28 protein-coding genes are annotated in these 18,932 nt (G+C 44.7%); 26 read left to right on the forward strand and 2 right to left on the reverse strand.

Features of this window, described 5'->3' with window-relative positions; translation table 11 throughout:
* Positions 1-11 precede the first annotated feature (11 nt).
* From rplF to MKY63_RS13465, 22 genes are all read left to right on the forward strand, one after another.
* Positions 12-554: a 50S ribosomal protein L6 gene (gene rplF, locus MKY63_RS13360; RefSeq protein ID WP_036680562.1), complete on the forward strand. Its 543-nt coding sequence runs from the start codon at positions 12-14 to the stop codon at positions 552-554.
* A gap of 84 nt (positions 555-638) precedes the next feature.
* Positions 639-1,007 (forward strand): 50S ribosomal protein L18, encoded by a 369-nt coding sequence (rplR, locus tag MKY63_RS13365; protein WP_036680564.1) that lies wholly within the window; start codon positions 639-641, stop codon positions 1,005-1,007.
* Positions 1,008-1,034: 27 nt separating this feature from the next.
* A complete protein-coding gene (rpsE, locus tag MKY63_RS13370; protein ID WP_036652980.1) occupies positions 1,035-1,532 on the forward strand; it encodes a 30S ribosomal protein S5 in 498 nt (165 codons plus the stop codon).
* Between the two features lie 14 nt (positions 1,533-1,546).
* Positions 1,547-1,732, forward strand: coding sequence for a 50S ribosomal protein L30 (rpmD, locus tag MKY63_RS13375; protein WP_036680567.1), 186 nt, complete (start codon positions 1,547-1,549; stop codon positions 1,730-1,732).
* 40 nt (positions 1,733-1,772) lie between these two features.
* Positions 1,773-2,213: a 50S ribosomal protein L15 gene (gene rplO / locus MKY63_RS13380; RefSeq protein ID WP_036680569.1), complete on the forward strand. Its 441-nt coding sequence runs from the start codon at positions 1,773-1,775 to the stop codon at positions 2,211-2,213.
* Positions 2,213-3,511 carry a preprotein translocase subunit SecY gene (gene secY / locus MKY63_RS13385; protein ID WP_076099614.1) on the forward strand — a complete coding sequence of 433 codons (1,299 nt, stop codon included), beginning with the start codon at positions 2,213-2,215 and terminating at the stop codon, positions 3,509-3,511. The genes rplO and secY overlap by 1 nt, the downstream gene beginning before the upstream one ends.
* Positions 3,512-3,607: 96 nt before the next feature.
* The gene (locus tag MKY63_RS13390) at positions 3,608-4,252 is read left to right on the forward strand and encodes an adenylate kinase (protein WP_038573451.1); all 645 of its coding nucleotides are present in this window, start codon (positions 3,608-3,610) and stop codon (positions 4,250-4,252) included.
* Between the two features lie 4 nt (positions 4,253-4,256).
* The gene (gene map / locus MKY63_RS13395; protein WP_038573450.1) at positions 4,257-5,009 is read left to right on the forward strand and encodes a type I methionyl aminopeptidase; all 753 of its coding nucleotides are present in this window, start codon (positions 4,257-4,259) and stop codon (positions 5,007-5,009) included.
* Between the two features lie 11 nt (positions 5,010-5,020).
* Positions 5,021-5,329: a KOW domain-containing RNA-binding protein gene (locus tag MKY63_RS13400; protein WP_036680581.1), complete on the forward strand. Its 309-nt coding sequence runs from the start codon at positions 5,021-5,023 to the stop codon at positions 5,327-5,329.
* A 2-nt stretch (positions 5,330-5,331) separates the two neighbouring features.
* Positions 5,332-5,547, forward strand: coding sequence for a translation initiation factor IF-1 (infA, locus tag MKY63_RS13405; protein WP_036652996.1), 216 nt, complete (start codon positions 5,332-5,334; stop codon positions 5,545-5,547).
* 53 nt (positions 5,548-5,600) lie between these two features.
* The gene (gene rpmJ, locus MKY63_RS13410; protein ID WP_003322638.1) at positions 5,601-5,714 is read left to right on the forward strand and encodes a 50S ribosomal protein L36; all 114 of its coding nucleotides are present in this window, start codon (positions 5,601-5,603) and stop codon (positions 5,712-5,714) included.
* Between the two features lie 19 nt (positions 5,715-5,733).
* Complete coding sequence (gene rpsM, locus MKY63_RS13415) at positions 5,734-6,102, forward strand: 30S ribosomal protein S13 (RefSeq protein WP_036680583.1); 369 nt, start codon at positions 5,734-5,736, stop codon at positions 6,100-6,102.
* Positions 6,103-6,121: 19 nt separating this feature from the next.
* Positions 6,122-6,517 carry a 30S ribosomal protein S11 gene (rpsK, locus tag MKY63_RS13420; RefSeq protein ID WP_019908251.1) on the forward strand — a complete coding sequence of 132 codons (396 nt, stop codon included), beginning with the start codon at positions 6,122-6,124 and terminating at the stop codon, positions 6,515-6,517.
* A gap of 130 nt (positions 6,518-6,647) precedes the next feature.
* Positions 6,648-7,592 (forward strand): DNA-directed RNA polymerase subunit alpha, encoded by a 945-nt coding sequence (locus MKY63_RS13425; RefSeq protein WP_036680585.1) that lies wholly within the window; start codon positions 6,648-6,650, stop codon positions 7,590-7,592.
* 34 nt (positions 7,593-7,626) lie between these two features.
* Positions 7,627-7,992: a 50S ribosomal protein L17 gene (gene rplQ, locus MKY63_RS13430; RefSeq protein WP_019908254.1), complete on the forward strand. Its 366-nt coding sequence runs from the start codon at positions 7,627-7,629 to the stop codon at positions 7,990-7,992.
* A gap of 317 nt (positions 7,993-8,309) precedes the next feature.
* Positions 8,310-9,092 (forward strand): tRNA pseudouridine(38-40) synthase TruA, encoded by a 783-nt coding sequence (gene truA, locus MKY63_RS13435; protein ID WP_036680587.1) that lies wholly within the window; start codon positions 8,310-8,312, stop codon positions 9,090-9,092.
* Between the two features lie 229 nt (positions 9,093-9,321).
* Positions 9,322-9,759 (forward strand): 50S ribosomal protein L13, encoded by a 438-nt coding sequence (gene rplM / locus MKY63_RS13440; RefSeq protein ID WP_036680589.1) that lies wholly within the window; start codon positions 9,322-9,324, stop codon positions 9,757-9,759.
* A gap of 20 nt (positions 9,760-9,779) precedes the next feature.
* Positions 9,780-10,172, forward strand: a complete 393-nt coding sequence (rpsI, locus tag MKY63_RS13445; RefSeq protein ID WP_025706574.1) for a 30S ribosomal protein S9 — start codon at positions 9,780-9,782, stop codon at positions 10,170-10,172.
* Between the two features lie 228 nt (positions 10,173-10,400).
* Complete coding sequence (locus MKY63_RS13450; protein ID WP_036680616.1) at positions 10,401-11,093, forward strand: phosphoadenylyl-sulfate reductase; 693 nt, start codon at positions 10,401-10,403, stop codon at positions 11,091-11,093.
* A gap of 37 nt (positions 11,094-11,130) precedes the next feature.
* Positions 11,131-12,300 carry a sulfate adenylyltransferase gene (gene sat, locus MKY63_RS13455; RefSeq protein WP_076215367.1) on the forward strand — a complete coding sequence of 390 codons (1,170 nt, stop codon included), beginning with the start codon at positions 11,131-11,133 and terminating at the stop codon, positions 12,298-12,300.
* A 78-nt stretch (positions 12,301-12,378) separates the two neighbouring features.
* On the forward strand, positions 12,379-13,119 hold the full coding sequence (gene cwlD / locus MKY63_RS13460; protein WP_038573445.1) for an N-acetylmuramoyl-L-alanine amidase CwlD: 741 nt from the start codon (positions 12,379-12,381) through the stop codon (positions 13,117-13,119).
* Positions 13,120-13,209: 90 nt separating this feature from the next.
* Positions 13,210-14,319, forward strand: coding sequence for an Mrp/NBP35 family ATP-binding protein (locus tag MKY63_RS13465; protein WP_076317120.1), 1,110 nt, complete (start codon positions 13,210-13,212; stop codon positions 14,317-14,319).
* A gap of 59 nt (positions 14,320-14,378) precedes the next feature.
* Here the strand turns inward: MKY63_RS13465 and gerD are convergent, their stop codons facing one another.
* Positions 14,379-15,065, reverse strand: coding sequence for a spore germination lipoprotein GerD (gerD, locus tag MKY63_RS13470; protein ID WP_036680627.1), 687 nt, complete (start codon positions 15,063-15,065; stop codon positions 14,379-14,381).
* A gap of 131 nt (positions 15,066-15,196) precedes the next feature.
* Here gerD and MKY63_RS13475 point away from each other — a divergent pair, with 131 nt between their 5' ends.
* Both MKY63_RS13475 and MKY63_RS13480 read left to right on the forward strand, forming a co-directional pair.
* Entirely contained in the window at positions 15,197-15,787 is a 591-nt protein-coding gene (locus tag MKY63_RS13475) for a KinB-signaling pathway activation protein (protein ID WP_076317121.1), read from the forward strand.
* 243 nt (positions 15,788-16,030) lie between these two features.
* Positions 16,031-16,852 carry a PPK2 family polyphosphate kinase gene (locus MKY63_RS13480; RefSeq protein WP_052097348.1) on the forward strand — a complete coding sequence of 274 codons (822 nt, stop codon included), beginning with the start codon at positions 16,031-16,033 and terminating at the stop codon, positions 16,850-16,852.
* Between the two features lie 50 nt (positions 16,853-16,902).
* Here MKY63_RS13480 and pdaB read toward each other — a convergent pair whose 3' ends face one another.
* The gene (pdaB, locus tag MKY63_RS13485; protein ID WP_036680629.1) at positions 16,903-17,706 is read right to left on the reverse strand and encodes a polysaccharide deacetylase family sporulation protein PdaB; all 804 of its coding nucleotides are present in this window, start codon (positions 17,704-17,706) and stop codon (positions 16,903-16,905) included.
* A 108-nt stretch (positions 17,707-17,814) separates the two neighbouring features.
* Between pdaB and MKY63_RS13490 the strand changes: the two genes are divergently transcribed.
* Together MKY63_RS13490 and MKY63_RS13495 are read left to right on the forward strand one after the other, a co-directional pair.
* Positions 17,815-18,426: a stage II sporulation protein M gene (locus MKY63_RS13490; protein WP_036680630.1), complete on the forward strand. Its 612-nt coding sequence runs from the start codon at positions 17,815-17,817 to the stop codon at positions 18,424-18,426.
* A 252-nt stretch (positions 18,427-18,678) separates the two neighbouring features.
* Positions 18,679-18,909, forward strand: a complete 231-nt coding sequence (locus MKY63_RS13495; RefSeq protein WP_036680631.1) for a hypothetical protein — start codon at positions 18,679-18,681, stop codon at positions 18,907-18,909.
* Positions 18,910-18,932: the final 23 nt, after the last annotated feature.

Here is an 18,932-nt window from a genome sequence, read left to right on the forward strand (position 1 = left end):
AGGTGCAACACATGTCTCGTATTGGTCGCAAACCAATCGCAGTACCTAGCGGTGTAGATGTCACTTTGGACAACGCCGTTATTACAGTAAAAGGTCCAAAAGGTTCTTTGACTCGTGAGCTTCATAAAGACATGAAGGTTACAGTTGAAAATAACGAAATTACCGTTGTTCGCCCGTCGGATAACAAATTGCATCGTTCACTTCACGGCACAACCCGCTCCGTTGTCAACAACATGGTAGCAGGTGTGACTGAAGGTTTCTCGAAATCTCTGGAACTGGTTGGGGTCGGATATCGTGCAAGCAAATCCGGAGATAAAATCGTTCTGAACGTTGGTTATTCCCACCCGGTTGAAATTACACCGGAAGCTGGTATCGAGTTCGAAGTTCCTGCGAACACGAAGATCATCGTTAAAGGTATCGATAAAGAACGCGTTGGCGCATACGCTGCTAAAATCCGTTCCGTTCGTGAACCAGAACCGTATAAAGGTAAAGGTATCAAATATGAAGGCGAGCGTATCATCCGCAAAGAAGGTAAAGCTGGTAAGAAGAAATAACCAGTTTAAACTTAATTGTAAGATACCCCGTGCATCTTAAAGTGAAGCTGTTTACGGCAAACTGAAGGGAGTGAAAGGGAAGTCATGATTACAAAAGAAGATAAAAACAAGGCTCGTCTCAAAAGACACCTGCGTGTTCGTAAGAAGATCCAGGGAACTACTGAGCGTCCACGTTTGAACGTATTCCGTTCTTCGAAACACATCTACGCTCAACTGATCGATGATGTTAAAGGGGTTACTATCGTATCCGCTTCTACACTTGATAAAGATCTGAGCGCTAATATCGGTAATGGCGGCAGCGTTGAAGCTGCAGCGAAAGTTGGCCAATTGGTCGCTGAGCGTGCTAAAGAAAAAGGCTATGCAGTGGTCGTATTCGACCGCGGAGGTTACTTGTACCATGGACGGATTCAAGCATTGGCTGATGCAGCTCGTGAAGCTGGTCTTGAATTCTAGAATAATTCTTAAAAGGAGGTTAACGACTTGCGTGTAGATCCGAACAGTTTAGAACTGACAGAAAGAGTTGTACACATTAACCGTGTTGCAAAAGTTGTAAAAGGCGGACGCCGTTTCAGCTTTAGTGCACTTGTTGTTGTGGGCGACGGCAACGGCTACGTCGGTGCTGGTATCGGTAAAGCCGGCGAAGTTCCGGATGCCATCCGTAAAGGCATTGAAGACGCCAAGAAAAACCTGATTCACATCCCAATCGTAGGAACTTCGATTCCCCATCTCGTTACTGGACACTTCGGCGCAGGACGCGTGTTGCTGAAACCAGCATCAGAGGGTACTGGCGTTATCGCTGGCGGTCCAGTTCGTGCGGTATTGGAATTGGCAGGCGTTGGCGACATTTTGACAAAATCACTGGGTTCTTCGAATTCCATGAACATGGTCAATGCAACTTTGGAGGGACTTTCCCGTCTGAAACGCATTGAAGAGGTCGCGAAACTTCGCGGCAAATCTGTCGAAGAATTGCGCGGTTAAGGAGGGGAACGTCAATGGCAAAATTGCAAATTACCCTCGTACGTAGTGTAATCGGACGTCCAGAAACACAACGTGTTACTGTTAAGACGCTCGGCCTGCGTAAACTCAACACGACAGTGGTTCACAATGACAGTCCTGCAATTCGCGGAATGATCAATAAAGTGAGTCACTTGCTATCTGTAACTGAAATTGAAGGCTAAACGCCTCGCATAAATTAACAAACATAAGGAGGTGCAAACGATGAAGTTACATGAACTTGCTCCAGCTCCTGGTTCCCGCAAAGAACGCAATCGCGTTGGTCGTGGTCCTAGTAGCGGAAATGGTAAAACTTCCGGTCGCGGTCACAAAGGTCAAAACTCACGTTCTGGCGGTGGTGTTCGTCCGGGCTTCGAGGGTGGACAAAATCCGCTCTATCGTCGTCTGCCTAAACGTGGTTTCGTCAATCCTACCCGTAAAGAGTATGCGATTGTGAACCTGGAAGATCTGAATAGCTTTGCAGAAGGAACTGAAGTGACTCCGCAGTTGTTGCTTGAAACTGGTGTTGTCAAGAATTCCAAAAGCGGCATCAAGATTCTCGGCAACGGTGAGTTGACCGTAAAATTGACTGTACAAGCAAATAAGTTCTCTCAATCTGCGGTAGAGAAAATCGAGGCTGCCGGCGGTAAAACCGAGGTGATCTAATGTTCAAGACGCTTAAGAATATCTGGCATGTTGAAGATTTGCGCAAAAAGATCCTGTTTACCTTGTTCATTCTGATTATCTACCGTATCGGTTCGTTTGTTCCGGTTCCTGGTGTGAACAAAGATGTACTGCAAACAGCAAATCAGAGTGGTGACGCTTTGATGGGACTCTTGAACACCTTTTCGGGCGGAGCGCTCAAAAACTTCTCGATATTTGCGATCAGTATTTACCCGTACATTACAGCATCCATCATCGTGCAATTGCTGTCGATGGATGTTGTTCCTAAGTTTGCTGAATGGGCTAAACAAGGGGAGCATGGGAAAAAACAATTGGCGCAAATCACTCGTTACGGTACAGTGATATTAGCCCTGATCCAAGGTTTTGCTACGTCGATAGGGTTTAACCGGATTTATGGAACTCAAATGATGCCGAATGCGACATTTGCTGATTACTTGCTGGTTGCCATTATCTTGACGGCGGGTACTTCTTTCTTGATGTGGCTTGGTGAACAGATTACCGAAAAGGGAATCGGGAACGGGATTTCGATCCTGATTTTTGCGGGAATCGTCGCCGCCATTCCGGGATATATCACAAGTACGGCTAACTCAAGTTTTATTCAGCCGGATCAGGTGTTCCTGAATATTCTTAAAGTCGTTATCGTGCTGATTGTGATTGTAGCGATTATTACAGCAGTTATCTTCGTACAGCAAGGTATTCGGAAGATTCCTGTTCAATACGCTAAACGCGTAGTCGGCAATAAAATGTACGGTGGACAGAATACACATATCCCATTGAAAATTAATGCGGCAGGTGTAATTCCGGTAATCTTCGCCGTATCATTGCTTCAGTTCCCAGTTGTTCTCTCCAGTTTCTGGTCAACACATGCCTGGGCTCAATGGATTGCTAAGTATTTAGCAACCGATGCTCCACTTGGTATGCTTCTGTATGTAGTGATGATCATTGGATTCACGTTCTTCTATACGTTCGTGCAGATGAATCCTCAGCAGATGGCTGATAACATGAAGAAGAATGGTGGGTACATTCCAGGTATCCGTCCTGGTAAAGCTACAGAGAAATATTTGACTAGAGTAATGTCTCGTCTGACTATGTCCGGCGCTTTGTTCTTAGCTTTGATCTCTGTTCTGCCGATGTTCTTCGGTGCTTTATCTGGATTGCCTAAAGAAGTTCGAATTGGCGGTACATCACTGCTGATCGTAATCGGTGTGGCATTGGATACTATGAAGCAGATCGAGAGCCAATTGATCAAACGCCATTACAAAGGCTTCATCAATAAATAGGTGATAGGTTCCGGTGAAGCTTAAGTTTTTATTCTTCCCGGCACCTATTATGCTGTTTCTTGCTTGGTGGCGAACTTTTGGGGGGAGAGAGAAATCGTGAACATTTTATTCATGGGCCCTCCTGGGGCAGGCAAGGGAACACAAGCGGCAGAAATCGTTAAAGAATTTGGTATTCCTCATATTTCGACAGGAGATGCTTTCCGTTTGGCAATCAAACAGGAAACTCCGGTAGGATTGAAGGCCAAATCATTTATAGATCAAGGTTTGCTTGTACCAGATGATGTGACCATTGGGATAGTCGAAGAACGGCTGCAGCAGTCCGATTGCGAAAAAGGATTTCTATTGGATGGTTTTCCAAGAACTCTTTCGCAAGCGGAAGCGCTGGATGATATTCTTAGCCGTTTGAACACTTCTTTGGATCATGTCATCAACTTGAATGTTGACCGTGGATTGCTAATGGCGCGTCTTACTGGACGTCGTATCTGCAGCGTTTGCGGAGCATCCTACCATTTAATCTTCAACCCGCCGAAGCAAGATGGCATTTGCGACATTGATGGCGGTGAATTATATCAACGTCCGGATGACAACGAAGAAAGTGTAGGCAAGCGCCTGGATGAGTATGATAATAAAACAGCGCCGCTGCTTGCGTTTTATGATAATAAAGGTCTTTTGCGTCAGGTAAACGGGGAAAACGAAATTAATGTCGTTACTTCTGAAATCGTGTCTTTAATGCGGGGTTAATGTAATGATCATTTGTAAATCCGAACAGGAACTTGCCTTTATGAGGGAAGCTGGTCGAATTGTTGCCGAGAGTCACCGTCTTATTGCTCAGGCCATTGAGCCTGGCATTACAACGGGCGAGCTCGACAGAATCGCCGATCAATACATTCGCAGTCAAGATGCTGTGCCGTCTTTCAAAGGCTACAACGGTTTTCCTGCCAGCATTTGCGCTTCAGTCAACGAACAATTGGTGCATGGATTTCCAGGTAAACGTAAACTGATCGAAGGCGATATTGTTACGCTGGATATCGGTGCAGAGTACCGCGGTTATCACGGTGATTCCGCCTGGACCTACGGTGTGGGCAGCATTTCCGAAGAGGCTCAGCGTTTGCTGGACGTTACGGAAGGCTCCTTGTACGCGGGACTGGCGTTAGTTAAGCCGGATGTGCGCTTGTTTACAATCTCCCATGCTATTCAGCAGTACATCGAAGAGGCTGGTTTCTCAGTCGTACGTGAGTATGTTGGTCATGGTATTGGGGCAAAACTGCATGAAGAACCGCAAATTCCGAATTATGGCATAGCGGACCGCGGACCACGTCTGAAACCGGGTATGGTGCTCGCGATTGAGCCGATGGTAAACGCAGGAAAGAGACATGTCAGAACACTGGAAGATAACTGGACTGTCGTTACGGTTGATGGCTCACTATGTGCTCACTTCGAGCATACAGTAGCAGTTACTCCGGACGGCATGGAAATTTTCACAAAACTGAATGCGTAGGTGATCTCCTCTTGAATACTGTGAGCAGCCCGCAGGTTGGTCAATTAGTGAGAATTCTCAAAGGCAAAGATGCCGGAGAGGCAGCCGTTGTTATCGCAGTTGTTGATAGCAGATTTGTATACATTGCAGATGGAGACAAACGTAAGTTTGATGGGCCAAAGAAGAAGAATATTCTTCATCTTGAGCTCATACCCTTCATCAGCAGTGAGGTTGTGGACAGTTTGAAGGAAACTGGGCGGGTAACAAACGGAAAGCTGCGATTCGCAGTCATGAAGTATGCTGGACCCACCGGAATAAGTGCTGATGAGAAAGGAGACTAACTGTGGCTAAGGAAGATGTCATTGAAGTAGAAGGTACTGTCCTTGAACCGTTGCCAAACGCAACGTTTAAGGTTGAGCTTGAGAACGGTCATCAAATACTTGCCCATGTATCCGGTAAATTGCGGATGCACTTTATCCGTATTTTGACCGGAGACAAAGTGGTCGTGCAGTTATCGCCTTATGATTTATCAAAAGGTCGTATAACTTACCGTAAATAGATGGGAACTACGAAAAAAGTTTTGCTTCGCAAAACTTTGAGGAGGTAATTAACATGAAGGTAAGACCTTCTGTAAAGCCCATTTGCGAGAAATGTAAAGTAATCCGCCGCAAAGGGACTGTTATGGTGATTTGCGAAAATCCGAAACACAAACAAAAACAAGGTTAAGAAGGGGGTGTAGCGTAAAATGGCTCGTATAGCTGGAGTGGATTTGCCACGTGACAAACGCGTTGAGATCGCCTTGACTTATATTTTCGGAATCGGTAAAACGACTTCTCAGAAAATTCTTAATGAAACAGGCATTAGCGCTAATACACGTGTCCGTGATTTGACGGAAGATGAAGTCAGCAAACTGCGTGAAACGATCGACAAAACGGTTAAGGTTGAAGGTGACCTGCGTCGTGAAATTTCCTTAAATATTAAACGTCTTACTGAGATCGGCTGTTACCGCGGTGTTCGCCACCGTCGTGGATTGCCTGTTCGCGGTCAACGTACTAAAACGAATGCCCGTACCCGGAAAGGCCCGCGTCGTACGGTAGCAAACAAAAAGAAATAATAAGGGGGGATAAGAGACAATGGCTAAACCGAAAAAAGTCGTACGTACCAAACGTCGCGACCGTAAAAATATCGAATCCGGCGTGGCACATATTCGTTCCACGTTCAACAACACCATCGTTACCATCACGGATCCTCACGGAAATGCAATTTCCTGGGCAAGCTCCGGCGGCCAAGGATTTAAAGGTTCCCGTAAGTCCACTCCATTCGCAGCGCAAATGGCAGCTGAATCAGCAGCTAAAGCAGCTATGGAGCACGGCATGAAGTCGGTTGAGGTTATGGTTAAAGGACCGGGCGCGGGCCGCGAAGCAGCCATCCGTTCCCTTCAAGCTGCAGGGCTTGAAGTTAACCTTATTAAAGACGTAACTCCGGTTCCTCACAATGGATGCCGTCCGCCTAAGCGTCGTCGCGTATAGTGAAATCAGTATTGTGAATGTGGTATAATTCTGACGCATCTGCTAATAATAGGTGTTTAGGCATACTACATGATGCACCTGATGGGGTGACAGTTTCATATAGGAGCGACGTTGAAGGAGGGGTAAACTCGTGATAGAAATCGAAAAGCCGAAGATTGAGACCGTAGAAGCTAATGATGAAGGTACCTATGGGAAATTCGTAGTTGAACCGCTGGAACGTGGGTATGGCACGACTCTGGGGAACTCGCTTCGCCGGATATTGCTTTCTTCGCTTCCAGGAGCCGCAGTGACTTCGGTCCAAATTGACGGCGTTCTGCATGAGTTCTCGACCGTTCCAGGCGTAATGGAAGATGTGACGGAAATCATTCTGAACCTTAAAGCCTTGTCTCTGAAGATTCATTCAGACGAGGAAAAAGTGTTCGAGATTGATGCTGAAGGGGAAGGCATCGTTACCGCAGGTGATATCCGTGCGGACAGCGATGTTGAGATCCTCAATCCGGATCTTCACATTGCAACGCTGGGACCTGGTGCGAGACTTCATATGCGTATTTTTGCAGGCCGTGGTCGCGGCTATGTCCAAGCGGACCGGAACAAACGTGACGATCAGCCAATTGGTGTTATTCCAGTTGACTCCATCTACACTCCAATTTCACGCGTTAACTACGGCATAGACAATACACGTGTTGGTCAAGTGACCAACTACGACAAATTGACGCTTGAAATTTGGACGGATGGAAGTATCAGACCGGAAGAGGCTGTAAGCCTCGGAGCCAAAATTTTGAACGAGCACCTCGTTCTGTTCGTAGGTCTTACGGACGAAGCGAAAGACGCCGAAATTATGGTTGAAAAAGAAGAAGACAAAAAAGAAAAAGTACTTGAGATGACAATCGAAGAGCTTGATCTTTCTGTTCGTTCCTACAACTGCCTCAAACGTGCTGGTATTAATACCGTACAAGAGCTTACCACGAAGACTGAAGAAGATATGATGAAGGTGCGTAACCTTGGTCGTAAATCTTTGGAAGAAGTTCAGGAAAAGCTTGAGGAACTTGGTTTGGGTCTCCGCACAGAAGAATAGCTGCAGATTGCTTTAGTAAAGGAGGGAAAACACAATGGCATACCAAAAATTGGGCCGTGATTCCAGTGCGCGTAAAGCGTTATTTCGCGACATGGTAACGGATCTGTTTTTATACGAGCGCATCCAAACAACGGAAGCTAAAGCGAAAGAAGTTCGTTCTATCGCTGAAAAGCTGATCACTAAAGCTAAAAAAGGTGATCTTCATGCTCGTCGTCAAGTAGCTGCATTTGTTCGCCGCGAGACTGTTGATGGTGAACAAGATGCAATTCAAAAATTGTTCTCTGACATTGCTCCTCGTTACACTGAGCGTCCAGGTGGATACACTCGTATCCTTAAACTAGGACCTCGTCGTGGCGACGCTGCGCCTATGGTTTATCTTGAATTGGTAGACCGCGCGTAGTATCACAAGTATTGATTTCCGATGCTTCCCTTTCATCCAGCCCTCTTTGGAGTAAAGATGGGGGAAATATCAGCGTTATTGTGCTGCAGAGGCGCAAGACTCTGCTGTACTAATAACCGTGGGAATCACCTTGGTTCAATTGAAGGAGCTCCCGCAGGGGCTCTTTTTTTTGAAATTAAGGATCCTATAGGACTTGTAGTTCTATATATGAAAAATGGATGCCGTCCTTCCAGGGACGGCGAAGCCATTTCTTCAAATAGAAGATCAGACAGTGCTTCGATCGACGTTCTGCTGACCGGTTTAAAAAGGAGAACGGAATGCGTAATCTATTGATGAAGGTCAATTATGACGGAACGAATTATGATGGCTTTCAGACCCAGCCTCAGGGCAATACGATTCAGGATCGGCTGGAGCAAGCCATACTACATCTGACAGGTGAGAAGCTTAAGATTACTGCTTCAGGCCGTACAGATGCCGGAGTACATGCCTATGGCCAGCCTTTTAACTTTACAACCTCCTCTCGAATCCCAACTGAACGTTGGTGTCTAGCGCTTAATGCCCGGCTGCCACAAGACATCGTGGTTACAGAGGCTAGGGAAGTTCCGCTAACGTTTCACTCTCGTAGAGGGGCTAAGCGTAAAACTTACCGATACACGATTAATGGCAACAGGTTTCCAGATCCGTTTCAACGGCGCTGGCAGCTTCACCATCCAGTGAAGTTGGATATTCCTGCGATGCAGCAAGGCTTAACGCAAATTATAGGGACACATGACTTCACTTCGTTTGCATCACGACGGTCTACGAAGACTTCTCATGTACGAACGATCTTTGAAGCTCATATGGAAGTAGATCGCAGTATGTGCCGACCCTCTTCATCAGATCAAGGAGTTATCCATACTTATATAACGGGTAGTGGATTTCTTCAGCACATGGTTCGCATTATTATGGGGACTTTGATCCATGTGGGGGAAGGTAAAATACCTGCTGATAAGGTTGCTGAAATATTGGCAGCATGTGATCGATCACATGCTGGTCCAACAGCTGTGGCCATGGGGTTAGCTTTGTGGAGTGTTGAATATGACGAGATTGAAAGTGAATAGTTTTTTCTATAAATTTCTTCCTAATTAATAGGCTAAATGTTTAAAAATCACTTGCACTTGTTATGTTTATACTGTAATATAAAAGTTGTGTTTTCTTGATGGCTATCCCACAGCCCCGATCAGGAAAATGCCAAAAAAATGCTTTGCTTAACTCACATAATCGTAATTCAATGAGAAACAAGATATACGAAACAGAAGATTTTCGTACGAGAACAAGGAGGAAACATTCATGCGTACCACCTATATGGCGAAGCCGAACGAAGTTGAACGCAATTGGCACATTATTGATGCCGAAGGCAAAACACTCGGTCGTTTGGCCAGCGAAGCCGCTGCTTTGATCCGTGGCAAACACAAACCGCAATTCACTCCACACGTTGATACAGGAGATTTCGTTATCGTAATCAACGCTGAGAAAATTCACTTGACCGGTAAGAAATTGCAAAACAAAAAATACTACCGTCACTCGATGCACCCAGGTGGTTTGAAAGTTACTAATGCTGAAACTCTGCTGAACACTAAACCAGAACGCGTAATTGAATTCGCGGTTCATGGTATGATTCCTAAGACTCGTCAAGGGGACCACATGAAGCTGAGATTGAAAGTATATGCAGGCGCCGAGCATCCACATGCAGCACAAAAACCTGAAGTTTACGAACTTCGCGGATAAGAATAGAGGAGGACAGTTTCATGGCACAAGTACAATACTATGGGACAGGTCGTCGTAAACATTCGGTAGCACGTGTTCGCCTTGTACCGGGTGAAGGACGCATTGTCATTAACAAACGTGAGATGGACGAATATTTCGGTGTGGAAACACTGAAAATGATCGTAAAACAACCTTTGAACCTGACTGAAACACTGGGCAACTACGATGTAATCGTTCTTGCACATGGTGGCGGCATTTCCGGTCAAGCTGGAGCAATTCGTCACGGTATCTCCCGTGCATTGCTTAAAGTTGACCCTGAATATCGCGGTGCATTGAAGAAAGCCGGCTTCCTGACTCGTGACCCACGTATGAAGGAACGTAAGAAATACGGCTTGAAGGCTGCACGCCGTGCGCCTCAGTTCTCGAAACGTTAATATCTACAGAATTCAACCCTTGGCCTTATGGCCGAGGGTTTTATTTTTTATTGCCCCTTTCCACAAGAAATGGGCTTTTTTTGCATCTATTTACTAATTCTAACGGTTGAAACGCATTGACTTCCTCAGTAAAAGTTATATACTATTTCATATAGAATTAGTTGGTTTTATTACTTCTTTTACCTCATTTATTCATACGATTAATATTTTGGATGGAGGAATACCTTAATGAACCTGCTCGAGAAAGAGGATTTAATCAAAGTTAAGGCCGAAGAATTAGAAACTGCTTCACCCGAGGAAATTATCCGCTGGGCTGTAGAAACATTTCCTAACATTACTTTTGCCTGCAGCTTTGGTGCCGAAGATGTAGTGCTAGTTGATATGCTTCACAAAGTTAGTCCGTCTACAGACGTCTTTTATCTCGATACAGATTATCATTTTAAGGAAACCTATGAGACCAGAGATTTGATGGCGGATAAATACGGGCTGGAGTTCGTACGAGTGTCTCCACAAATCACTCCGCAGGAGCAAGCACTTCAACACGGTGATGCGTTATGGACAGTAGATCCTAACCAATGTTGTGGGATTCGTAAAGTAGAGCCGCTGACTCGTATCCTATCTCAATATGAAGCTTGGATTACAGGCATTCGTCGTGACCAAGCGCCTACCCGTGCTAATGCCAAAAAGGTTGAGTATGATTATAAATTTGGTTTGGTTAAGTTTAATCCAATTGCGGATTGGACAACTGAGGATGTATGGAACTATATTCGTGAAAATGATGTAATTTATAACCCTCTACATGACCGTAACTATCCAAGTATCGGCTGTGAGCAATGTACACGTCAGGTTATGCCTGGTGAAGATCCGCGTGCTGGACGTTGGGCTGGATCAGAGAAGACTGAGTGCGGATTACACAAGTAAGACCTATCCCCGTGAGAACCCAGAAGGAGAGACGATAATGACTTCAATACGTCCGCATGGCGGAACATTAGTTAACCGTGTAGTAGAGGGTACAGAAAGAGAAGAATTGCTGCAGCTTGCACGTGAATATAAGGCGATTGCCGTGAACACCTGGACTTTATCTGATTTGGATCTAATAGCGGTAGGTGCATTTTCTCCACTAACTGGATTTTTGAATGAACAAGATTATCACTCCGTAGTCAAAAACATGCGTTTAGAAGATGGCACAGTGTGGAGCATTCCAATAACACTTGCTGTAGAAGAGGATGTGGTCTCTGGTTTAGCTATTGGAGACAAAGTATCTCTAATCGGTGAAGAGGATGGCGAGATCTACGGTTTATTGGATATTGAGAGTATTTATACGGTTGATCAAAACCTTGAAGCGCAAAATGTATTCAAAACAACAGACCCTGAACATCCAGGAGTAAGTAAGCTCTTGGCCCGCCCGGCTACCTATGTAGGAGGACCAATTACAGTGCTGAATAGACCACAGCCAGAAAAGTTCGGAGAATTTTATTTTGACCCTTCAGCTACACGTAAGATATTTGCAGACAAAGGCTGGAGAACAGTTGTAGGCTTCCAGACGCGTAACCCAGTTCATCGTGCACATGAATATATTCAGAAGTGCGCTATGGAGGTTGTAGACGCTCTGTTCTTAAACCCGCTTGTGGGTGAGACGAAGTCTGATGATGTACCGGCAAATGTACGAATGAAGAGCTACCTGGCGCTTTTGGAGAATTATTATCCTGAGGATCGTACCTTTCTAGGTGTTTTCCCGGCAGCCATGCGTTATGCAGGTCCGAGAGAAGCGATTTTTCATGCTATGGTTCGCAAAAATTACGGCTGCACCCATTTTATTGTCGGACGTGACCATGCGGGTGTAGGTGATTACTACGGAACTTATGAAGCACAAGAAATTTTCGCGAATTTTACCGCTGAGGAACTTGATATTACTCCATTATTTTTTGAACACAGCTTCTTCTGTAAAAAATGCGGAAATATGGCTTCCAGTAAAACCTGCCCGCATCCTGGCGATGATCATATGACTTTGTCGGGTACAAAGGTACGGGCTTTGCTTCGGGAGGGTCAATGTCCACCTCCTGAATTTACGCGACCTGAGGTTGCGCAGATTCTAATTGAAGGCATGACTCAAGAAGTAACAGCTTAATCATCGTTAGCTAGTACTATTTGGCCTTCTTGTCCCATATAGATGAGTATTATCTATCGGGACGAGGGGGTCTTTGTTATGTCTGGCCGAAAACACAGTAAAGTCTCGGTCTGGATCTCATGGAGCAGTATCAAAAAATGTATGCTGGGCGCGACACTGCTGGCTATAATGATCGGCATTATAGCGTATGACATGCCTACTGCCAAAACGTTAAATTATTGGAGTCTTCCTTTGTCTGGTAAAGTGATCGCTATCGACGCTGGACATGGGGGAGCAGATGGAGGGGCAGTTAGCCGGGAAGGGCTAATTGAGAAAGACATTAATCTTGCGGTCTCTCTTTATTTACGTGATTACCTGCAACAGGCAGGGGCTATTGTTGTGATGACCCGTGAAGGGGATTATGATTTGGCTCAGGAGGGCACTAAGGGCTATTCTAAGCGCAAGACTGAAGATCTTAAGCAAAGAGTAAGAAGCATTGAAGAGAAGGGCGCAGATCTTTTTATAAGCGTTCATATGAACAGTGTGCCTTCGAACCGGTGGAGCGGGGCGCAGACCTTTTACTATCCCAATCACAAGGATAATAAAGCTATAGCAGAGTTTGTACAGAGTGAGCTGAAGACTACCCTGGAAAATACTGATCGTGTAGCTAAGACTGTAAATACTGTTTATCTATTAAAAGCATTAAAAATACCTGCGATCCTTGTAGAGGTCGGTTTCTTGTCGCACCCTCAGGAATCAGTTCTGCTCGGAGATGATGTTTATCAACGCAAGGTAGCGACTAGCATATATCGTGGCATTCTTCGTTATGCTTCCGAGTAGCCGGGACTACTCATCAGGAGATGGGTAATGCTATAATAGACAAAAACTCCGGAAGAATTCTCCTCCGGAAAGGAAACAGAGGTGCTTTCCATGCTGACTAGGGAACATATCCAGGAAATACTGCAGTCATTAACAGACCCGGAAACCGGAAAAAGCCTTGTGGAACTACAGCTGATCCGTGACATTATGATTAAAGAAGATCGTATTTCTTTGTCAATCGTATGTCTGGATCCTGAAGAGCAAAGTCGCATGGACCTAGAACAACAGGTTCGTGAGTTGCTTGAAGCGGGTGGAGTCACTAATGTACATATCCGGCTGCGTGATGCAACCGATTATGAACGTGCTCTGCTTCGCGGAGAGAGTGCTGGGGAAGAGCCATTGGCTGATGAACCGGGGAAACTTAAGGGACATGCAGCAGGCCTTGACGATCATGAATTAATCAATGAGAACTCTGGTGTTAACTTTATCGCCATTGCCAGTGGTAAAGGCGGGGTTGGAAAGTCTACGGTTACTGTGAATTTGGCAGTAGCTCTGGCTAGAAAAGGTAAAAAGGTTGGATTGATTGATGCGGACATTTATGGGTTTAGCATCCCTGATATGATGGGAATCGAAGAGGGCCCCGTTGTAGAAGAGGGAATCATTATTCCTGTGGAACGTTTCGGAGTGAAGGTCATGTCTATGGGCTTCTTTATCCGTGAGAATAGTCCGGTAATTTGGCGGGGACCTATGCTTGGCAAAATGCTGCGCCAATTCTTTGGTGATGTGGGCTGGGGAGAACTTGATTATATGCTGCTTGATCTTCCTCCAGGTACAGGTGATGTGGCGCTTGACGTACATCAGATGCTCCCTCACAGCAAAGAGATTATTGTTACGACCCCTCATGCTACCGCAGCGTTTGTGGCGGCTAGAGCGGGCTCTATGGCTCTGCAGACAGAACATGAGATTATTGGAGTCATTGAGAACATGGCTTATTATGAGTGTAAAGACTGCGGTAAAAAAGATTATATTTTTGGCAGAGGTGGAGGCGCGCGGCTTGCGGAGACACTCCATACGGAGCTGCTTGCACAAGTTCCATTGGGCGCACCGGACAACCATATTTCTGAACCGGATTTCTCGCCTTCTGTATACAAGGAAGACACACCAACTGCCTTGTTGTTTGCTGATATCGCCGATAAGCTGATTGCGAAATATGAGCACTAATTATTGTGCATAAAAAGAGGCCGTCCCACTTTGTTAGGTGGGATAAGGCCTCTTTTTTGTTATGTGCTTGAATCATCGCCGCTACCGCTGCCACTTTCACCACCGCTGCCGCTGCCTTCCTGTTTATCGCCGCTTTCGCCGCCCTTTTTCTGTTCCTTTGGTTCGAGCTCGTCCTGAACGACCTTTTTAAGTAAATTCAATACCTCCATCCGGAATAATGGAGTCTGCATAGATTCCTGGATGGTCTTCATGGATTGCTTTCGGTAGTCAGGTGTTTTGGTTAGATTAAGAAACATGGTCATCATTTCTGGAGACTTCATGATTTCTTCGACGGATTTTTGATATGTGGGATCTTTAATTAGTTGCAGGTGCAATTCTTTGCTTTGTGATTGAATGGCTTTAGCAAAATCGCCTGCGAACTTGGGATCAGTCATAATTTTCTCGATTTCCTTTTGATATTCCGGTGCAGTGAGGGTATCTTTAACAGCGGTTTTTATATCCTCTGTTGTTTGAAGTGGCATCATTTTCATACTCATTCCGCTGGTGCCTCCAGAACTGGAATTTGATAATGATTCCTCAACCGCTTTTTTCCCATCTTCACTTTTTAATATATCAATAACCATGGTCTTCATTTCTTTATAACTGCCCTGACCAGAAGAAGAACTGCTCTGCTCACTTCCGCAAGCCGTTAAGGCCATAACAAAGCTTAAAGCCAAACCCACAGATCCGATAAATCTCCATTTCATTGGCGCTGCCCTCCTTTATTAGGATTCTCCAGTTGTATTATGCCGCATTAACACACATTTATGTTGCTGATGTAATGGTGTTTTGTCGGTATCCTTGGTAAAATAAATCTGACATAGGGGAGGTGAAGTGGCTGAGTATAAAAAAATGGTTTTATTTACTTTGGACAACCCTTCTAATAGGAGCGGGTGGAGCAGTAATCGCAGGTCTGGCACTGCAATTCGTGAACGGTCGAATTGATTTCAAAAGTGTCGCTGATTTCTTTTTATACCCGTTGATACTATTCGGCTACGGTATGCTTGTCAGTGTTTATGCGCAACTTGGTTTTTTTGCTTATCTAATTTTGAATTACATGGGCAATGGTGTTTTCCCACCAAAAATTTGGAAATACATACAACTGGTTCTTTCTGTGCTCGCATTGCTTGAACTGATTTTTTTGCGTACCGTCGTTGGCGGGGAAAGAAGTGTCTTGTCTGATCTAATATTAGGAATCTTTATTTTGTTAGCTGCCATTATTGTGTCTTATTTCAAAGTGAAAAGTACAAACATCTCAGCTTGGATTCCCACCCTCTTTTTTATGACAGCTATTTCAATTGTGGAAATTATCGGCGTGCTCCGTATAGGTGTTGATAGTGCGACAGTGTTTATTGTTGTTCCGCTCATCGCCTGTAATGCATTCCAAATTTTGATGCTTCACCGTATTCTCAAGCCGGCAGCCGGATAAAGGCTGGGGCGAATTCAGCAAATCATGAACCCCGTGCTCTGGCCTTCAGAAGACGGGGTTTTTTGCTCTAGAATGTATCCTAACGATTAAAATCCGCTGGAGGAGGTTAATCTTAAAGAACAATAGAGCGGATTCTTTGTGTGTAGCAACGCTCACAAAACTAAGTAGATGCTTCCGAAGCGAGTTTTGTACGTAGTAATACAAAGCGTAGCATCGCTCACAAAACTTTCAGGAGGGGAATATATGGACATCAAGCGCTATATGATAAAAGACACAAATGAAATCCAGCTTAACAAGCTGGACCCGGACGATACAGGTAACTTTAAATCAAAAAAAGAAGCAGAAGCCAAAACAGAGCAGTTAAAGGAACGGTTGGCAGAACTTCAAGATATTCTTTTTGCACAGAAAAAGCACTCACTACTCGTAATTCTGCAAGGGATGGATTCCAGCGGTAAGGATGGAACAGTTAAACATATTTTTTCAGGGATTAATCCACAAGGCTTTATAGTGACCAGCTTCAAGAAACCTTCTCTGGAGGAAGAAGCTCACGATTTCTTATGGAGAGTGCATCAAAAGACCCCCCCTAAAGGCTACATCTCTGCATTTAACCGCTCACACTATGAAGATGTATTGGTACCGCGGGTACATGGGGGACTGAAAAAGGATGACTTGAAGCGCCGCTTTCGTTACATACGGCAGTTTGAGGAGATGCTGGTGGAAGAGGGAACGACAATTATCAAGCTTTTTCTGCATATTTCAAAAGAAAAGCAGCTTAAGAAAATCAAAGAACGGCTTGAAGATCCCAAAAAACACTGGAAATTCGACGCAAGTGATCTACAGGAGCGGGAGTTTTGGGATGATTACCAAGAGGCATATGTAGATGTTTTTAAGGAGTCTAGTATTGATAAAGCACCCTGGTACTGGATACCAGCCAATCATCAATGGTACCGCAACTATTTGGCCTTATCCATCGTTGTAAAGACACTGGAGAGTCTGGATCTGAGCTATCCGAAGCTGAATACCCCCACACCCGACATATCGGAGCTCATTTCCCCGCGTCATTAATATTTGGATAAGACCAACATCTATTGCGGTACCTAAGATTGGGAGGAGCGTTACAGCCCAGCAGCATCCTCTAAGGCACTATTTAGTGAGGCCGAGTCACGAACCTCTTTACCCTCTGCGTTGCTTTGGCTGATCAGCTCAGAGACGGTAACGAATTCATAACCTTGTCTGCGGAGCTCATCGATAATTTGCGGAAGAGCTTCGTGAGTTTGTTTGCAGGAATCGCTGGCATGCAGTAGAACGATATCACCAGGATGTGCTTTAGTCGTTACACGCTTCACAATATTGTCTACACCTATGTTCTTCCAGTCTAGAGAGTCTGTGTCCCACTGGATGACTTTGTAACCAAGATCATTGGCCACTTGCAGAACTCTTTTGTCAAAATCACCATTAGGCATACGAATTAGATTGGGTTCTTTACCGGTTAATTCTGTAAGCACAGTGTGAGCCGTTGTGATCTGAGTGCGAATCTCTTCGTTACTTAGAGTGCTGTAATTGACGTGTTTATGGCCATGACTGCCAATTTCGAATCCTGCGTTTTTGATGCTTGTTACAATATCGGGGTGAGTCTTACTCCATGGTGACGATAGGAAGAAGGTGGCTTTGTCCACTTTCTTGTCTTCAAGTACCTTCAAAATTGGTTCGGGTCTCTTTTCCCCCCAGCTAATATCGAAGGTTAGGGCAATCAGCTTCTTCTCTGTTGGCACACTGTAAATGGCAGAAGGTCCAGCCTCAGAAAAAACGGTGATATTACCCCTCTCGACATAGACAACTCCAGCAGCAAGAAGCACAGCGGCGAAGATATAGATGAACCTTTTGATCTTTTTGCCGCTGAATACATAAAAAGAATTCATTAATGACAGCGCTCCTCTCCCATGCGAAATGCTTGTTTGTTCTAAATGTATGCTCGTACCGCACGGTTATGACCTAAGAAACAGAGATCACAATTTCAGGAGGTATTTATGTTGTCGTTCTTCACGTTTGTTAAAGATATTAAATCGATCCGCAAGGCTTTGCTGCTATCCTGTCTGCTCTTCGTAATAGGAGCGGTTGTTGGATGGGTAGCCACAAGTAGTCTGGAAAAACTATTGGTTCAGCAATTGGAAGGGCTAAGTGAGATCAGCGGAAACTTAAGAGACACCTCTAATCCGCAATGGAACTTCTTTGTATTTATATTTTTGAATAACGCCATCAAGGGCGTGGTTATTATTTTCCTGGGAGCGTTGTTCGGCATATTGCCAGCTATATTCTTATTTATAAACGGAGCGGTAATTGGCTACTTGATACATTTATCCGCACTGCAAGGACAGGATTTGTTCGATTTAATCGTAAAAGGATTACTGCCACACGGGATTATAGAGATTCCGGCAATCATTATCGCGTGTGCCTTTGGACTGCATTTTGGCGGGAAAGTGATTTCAAGTTTATTTCGATCTACAGATAGAAAAGAGGAGAGAAGCGCAGACTGGTCTGCTTTCATGCGTCAAACACTTACGGCTTCCATATGGACTGTAATCCTGTTATTTGTTGCAGCCATTATTGAAAGTACAATTACTTTTTCACTTTTATCATAAAACTTCCGGGAATAGAGCATAACATTAAGGGCGTTCATCCAAGGATTGCCTAAAGGTAAGGAGTATATAATCGACACGAAACCATAAAGGGAATTTTTAATAATTATGGTTATAAAAAGAGGACTCCGGTTAATCTAGTGTAAGAGGATCTTAAGGCAGCTTTCTCCATGAGATGTACTTACTGATTATGCAAAAAGGTTTTGGGGGTTTAGAGAAGGTGTTAATTGCAACTTCATGAAGGAGGCCAAGCATATGTTGGGAATGTTGTTTAACGAAAAGGAATGCAAGGAACTGGATTATGTTTTGAGAAAAGAACTAGATGAGATGCTGTTAGATTTGAGTGATCAGCGCTTGGACCAAAATATCAGGCACGCCATCGCTAATAGATATAAGACTGTATTCCGGATGTATGCTCGCTTCGCTCCTCAGAAAGAGCTTTCCAAGTATGCATGGGGTGGACGTTCTTCTCAGTATAAACACTGAAGATATACGAGAATTGCTACAGT

It is taken from the genome of Paenibacillus sp. FSL R7-0189 (assembly GCF_037969925.1).
Classification (GTDB): Bacteria; Bacillota; Bacilli; order Paenibacillales; family Paenibacillaceae; genus Paenibacillus_AQ; species Paenibacillus_AQ odorifer.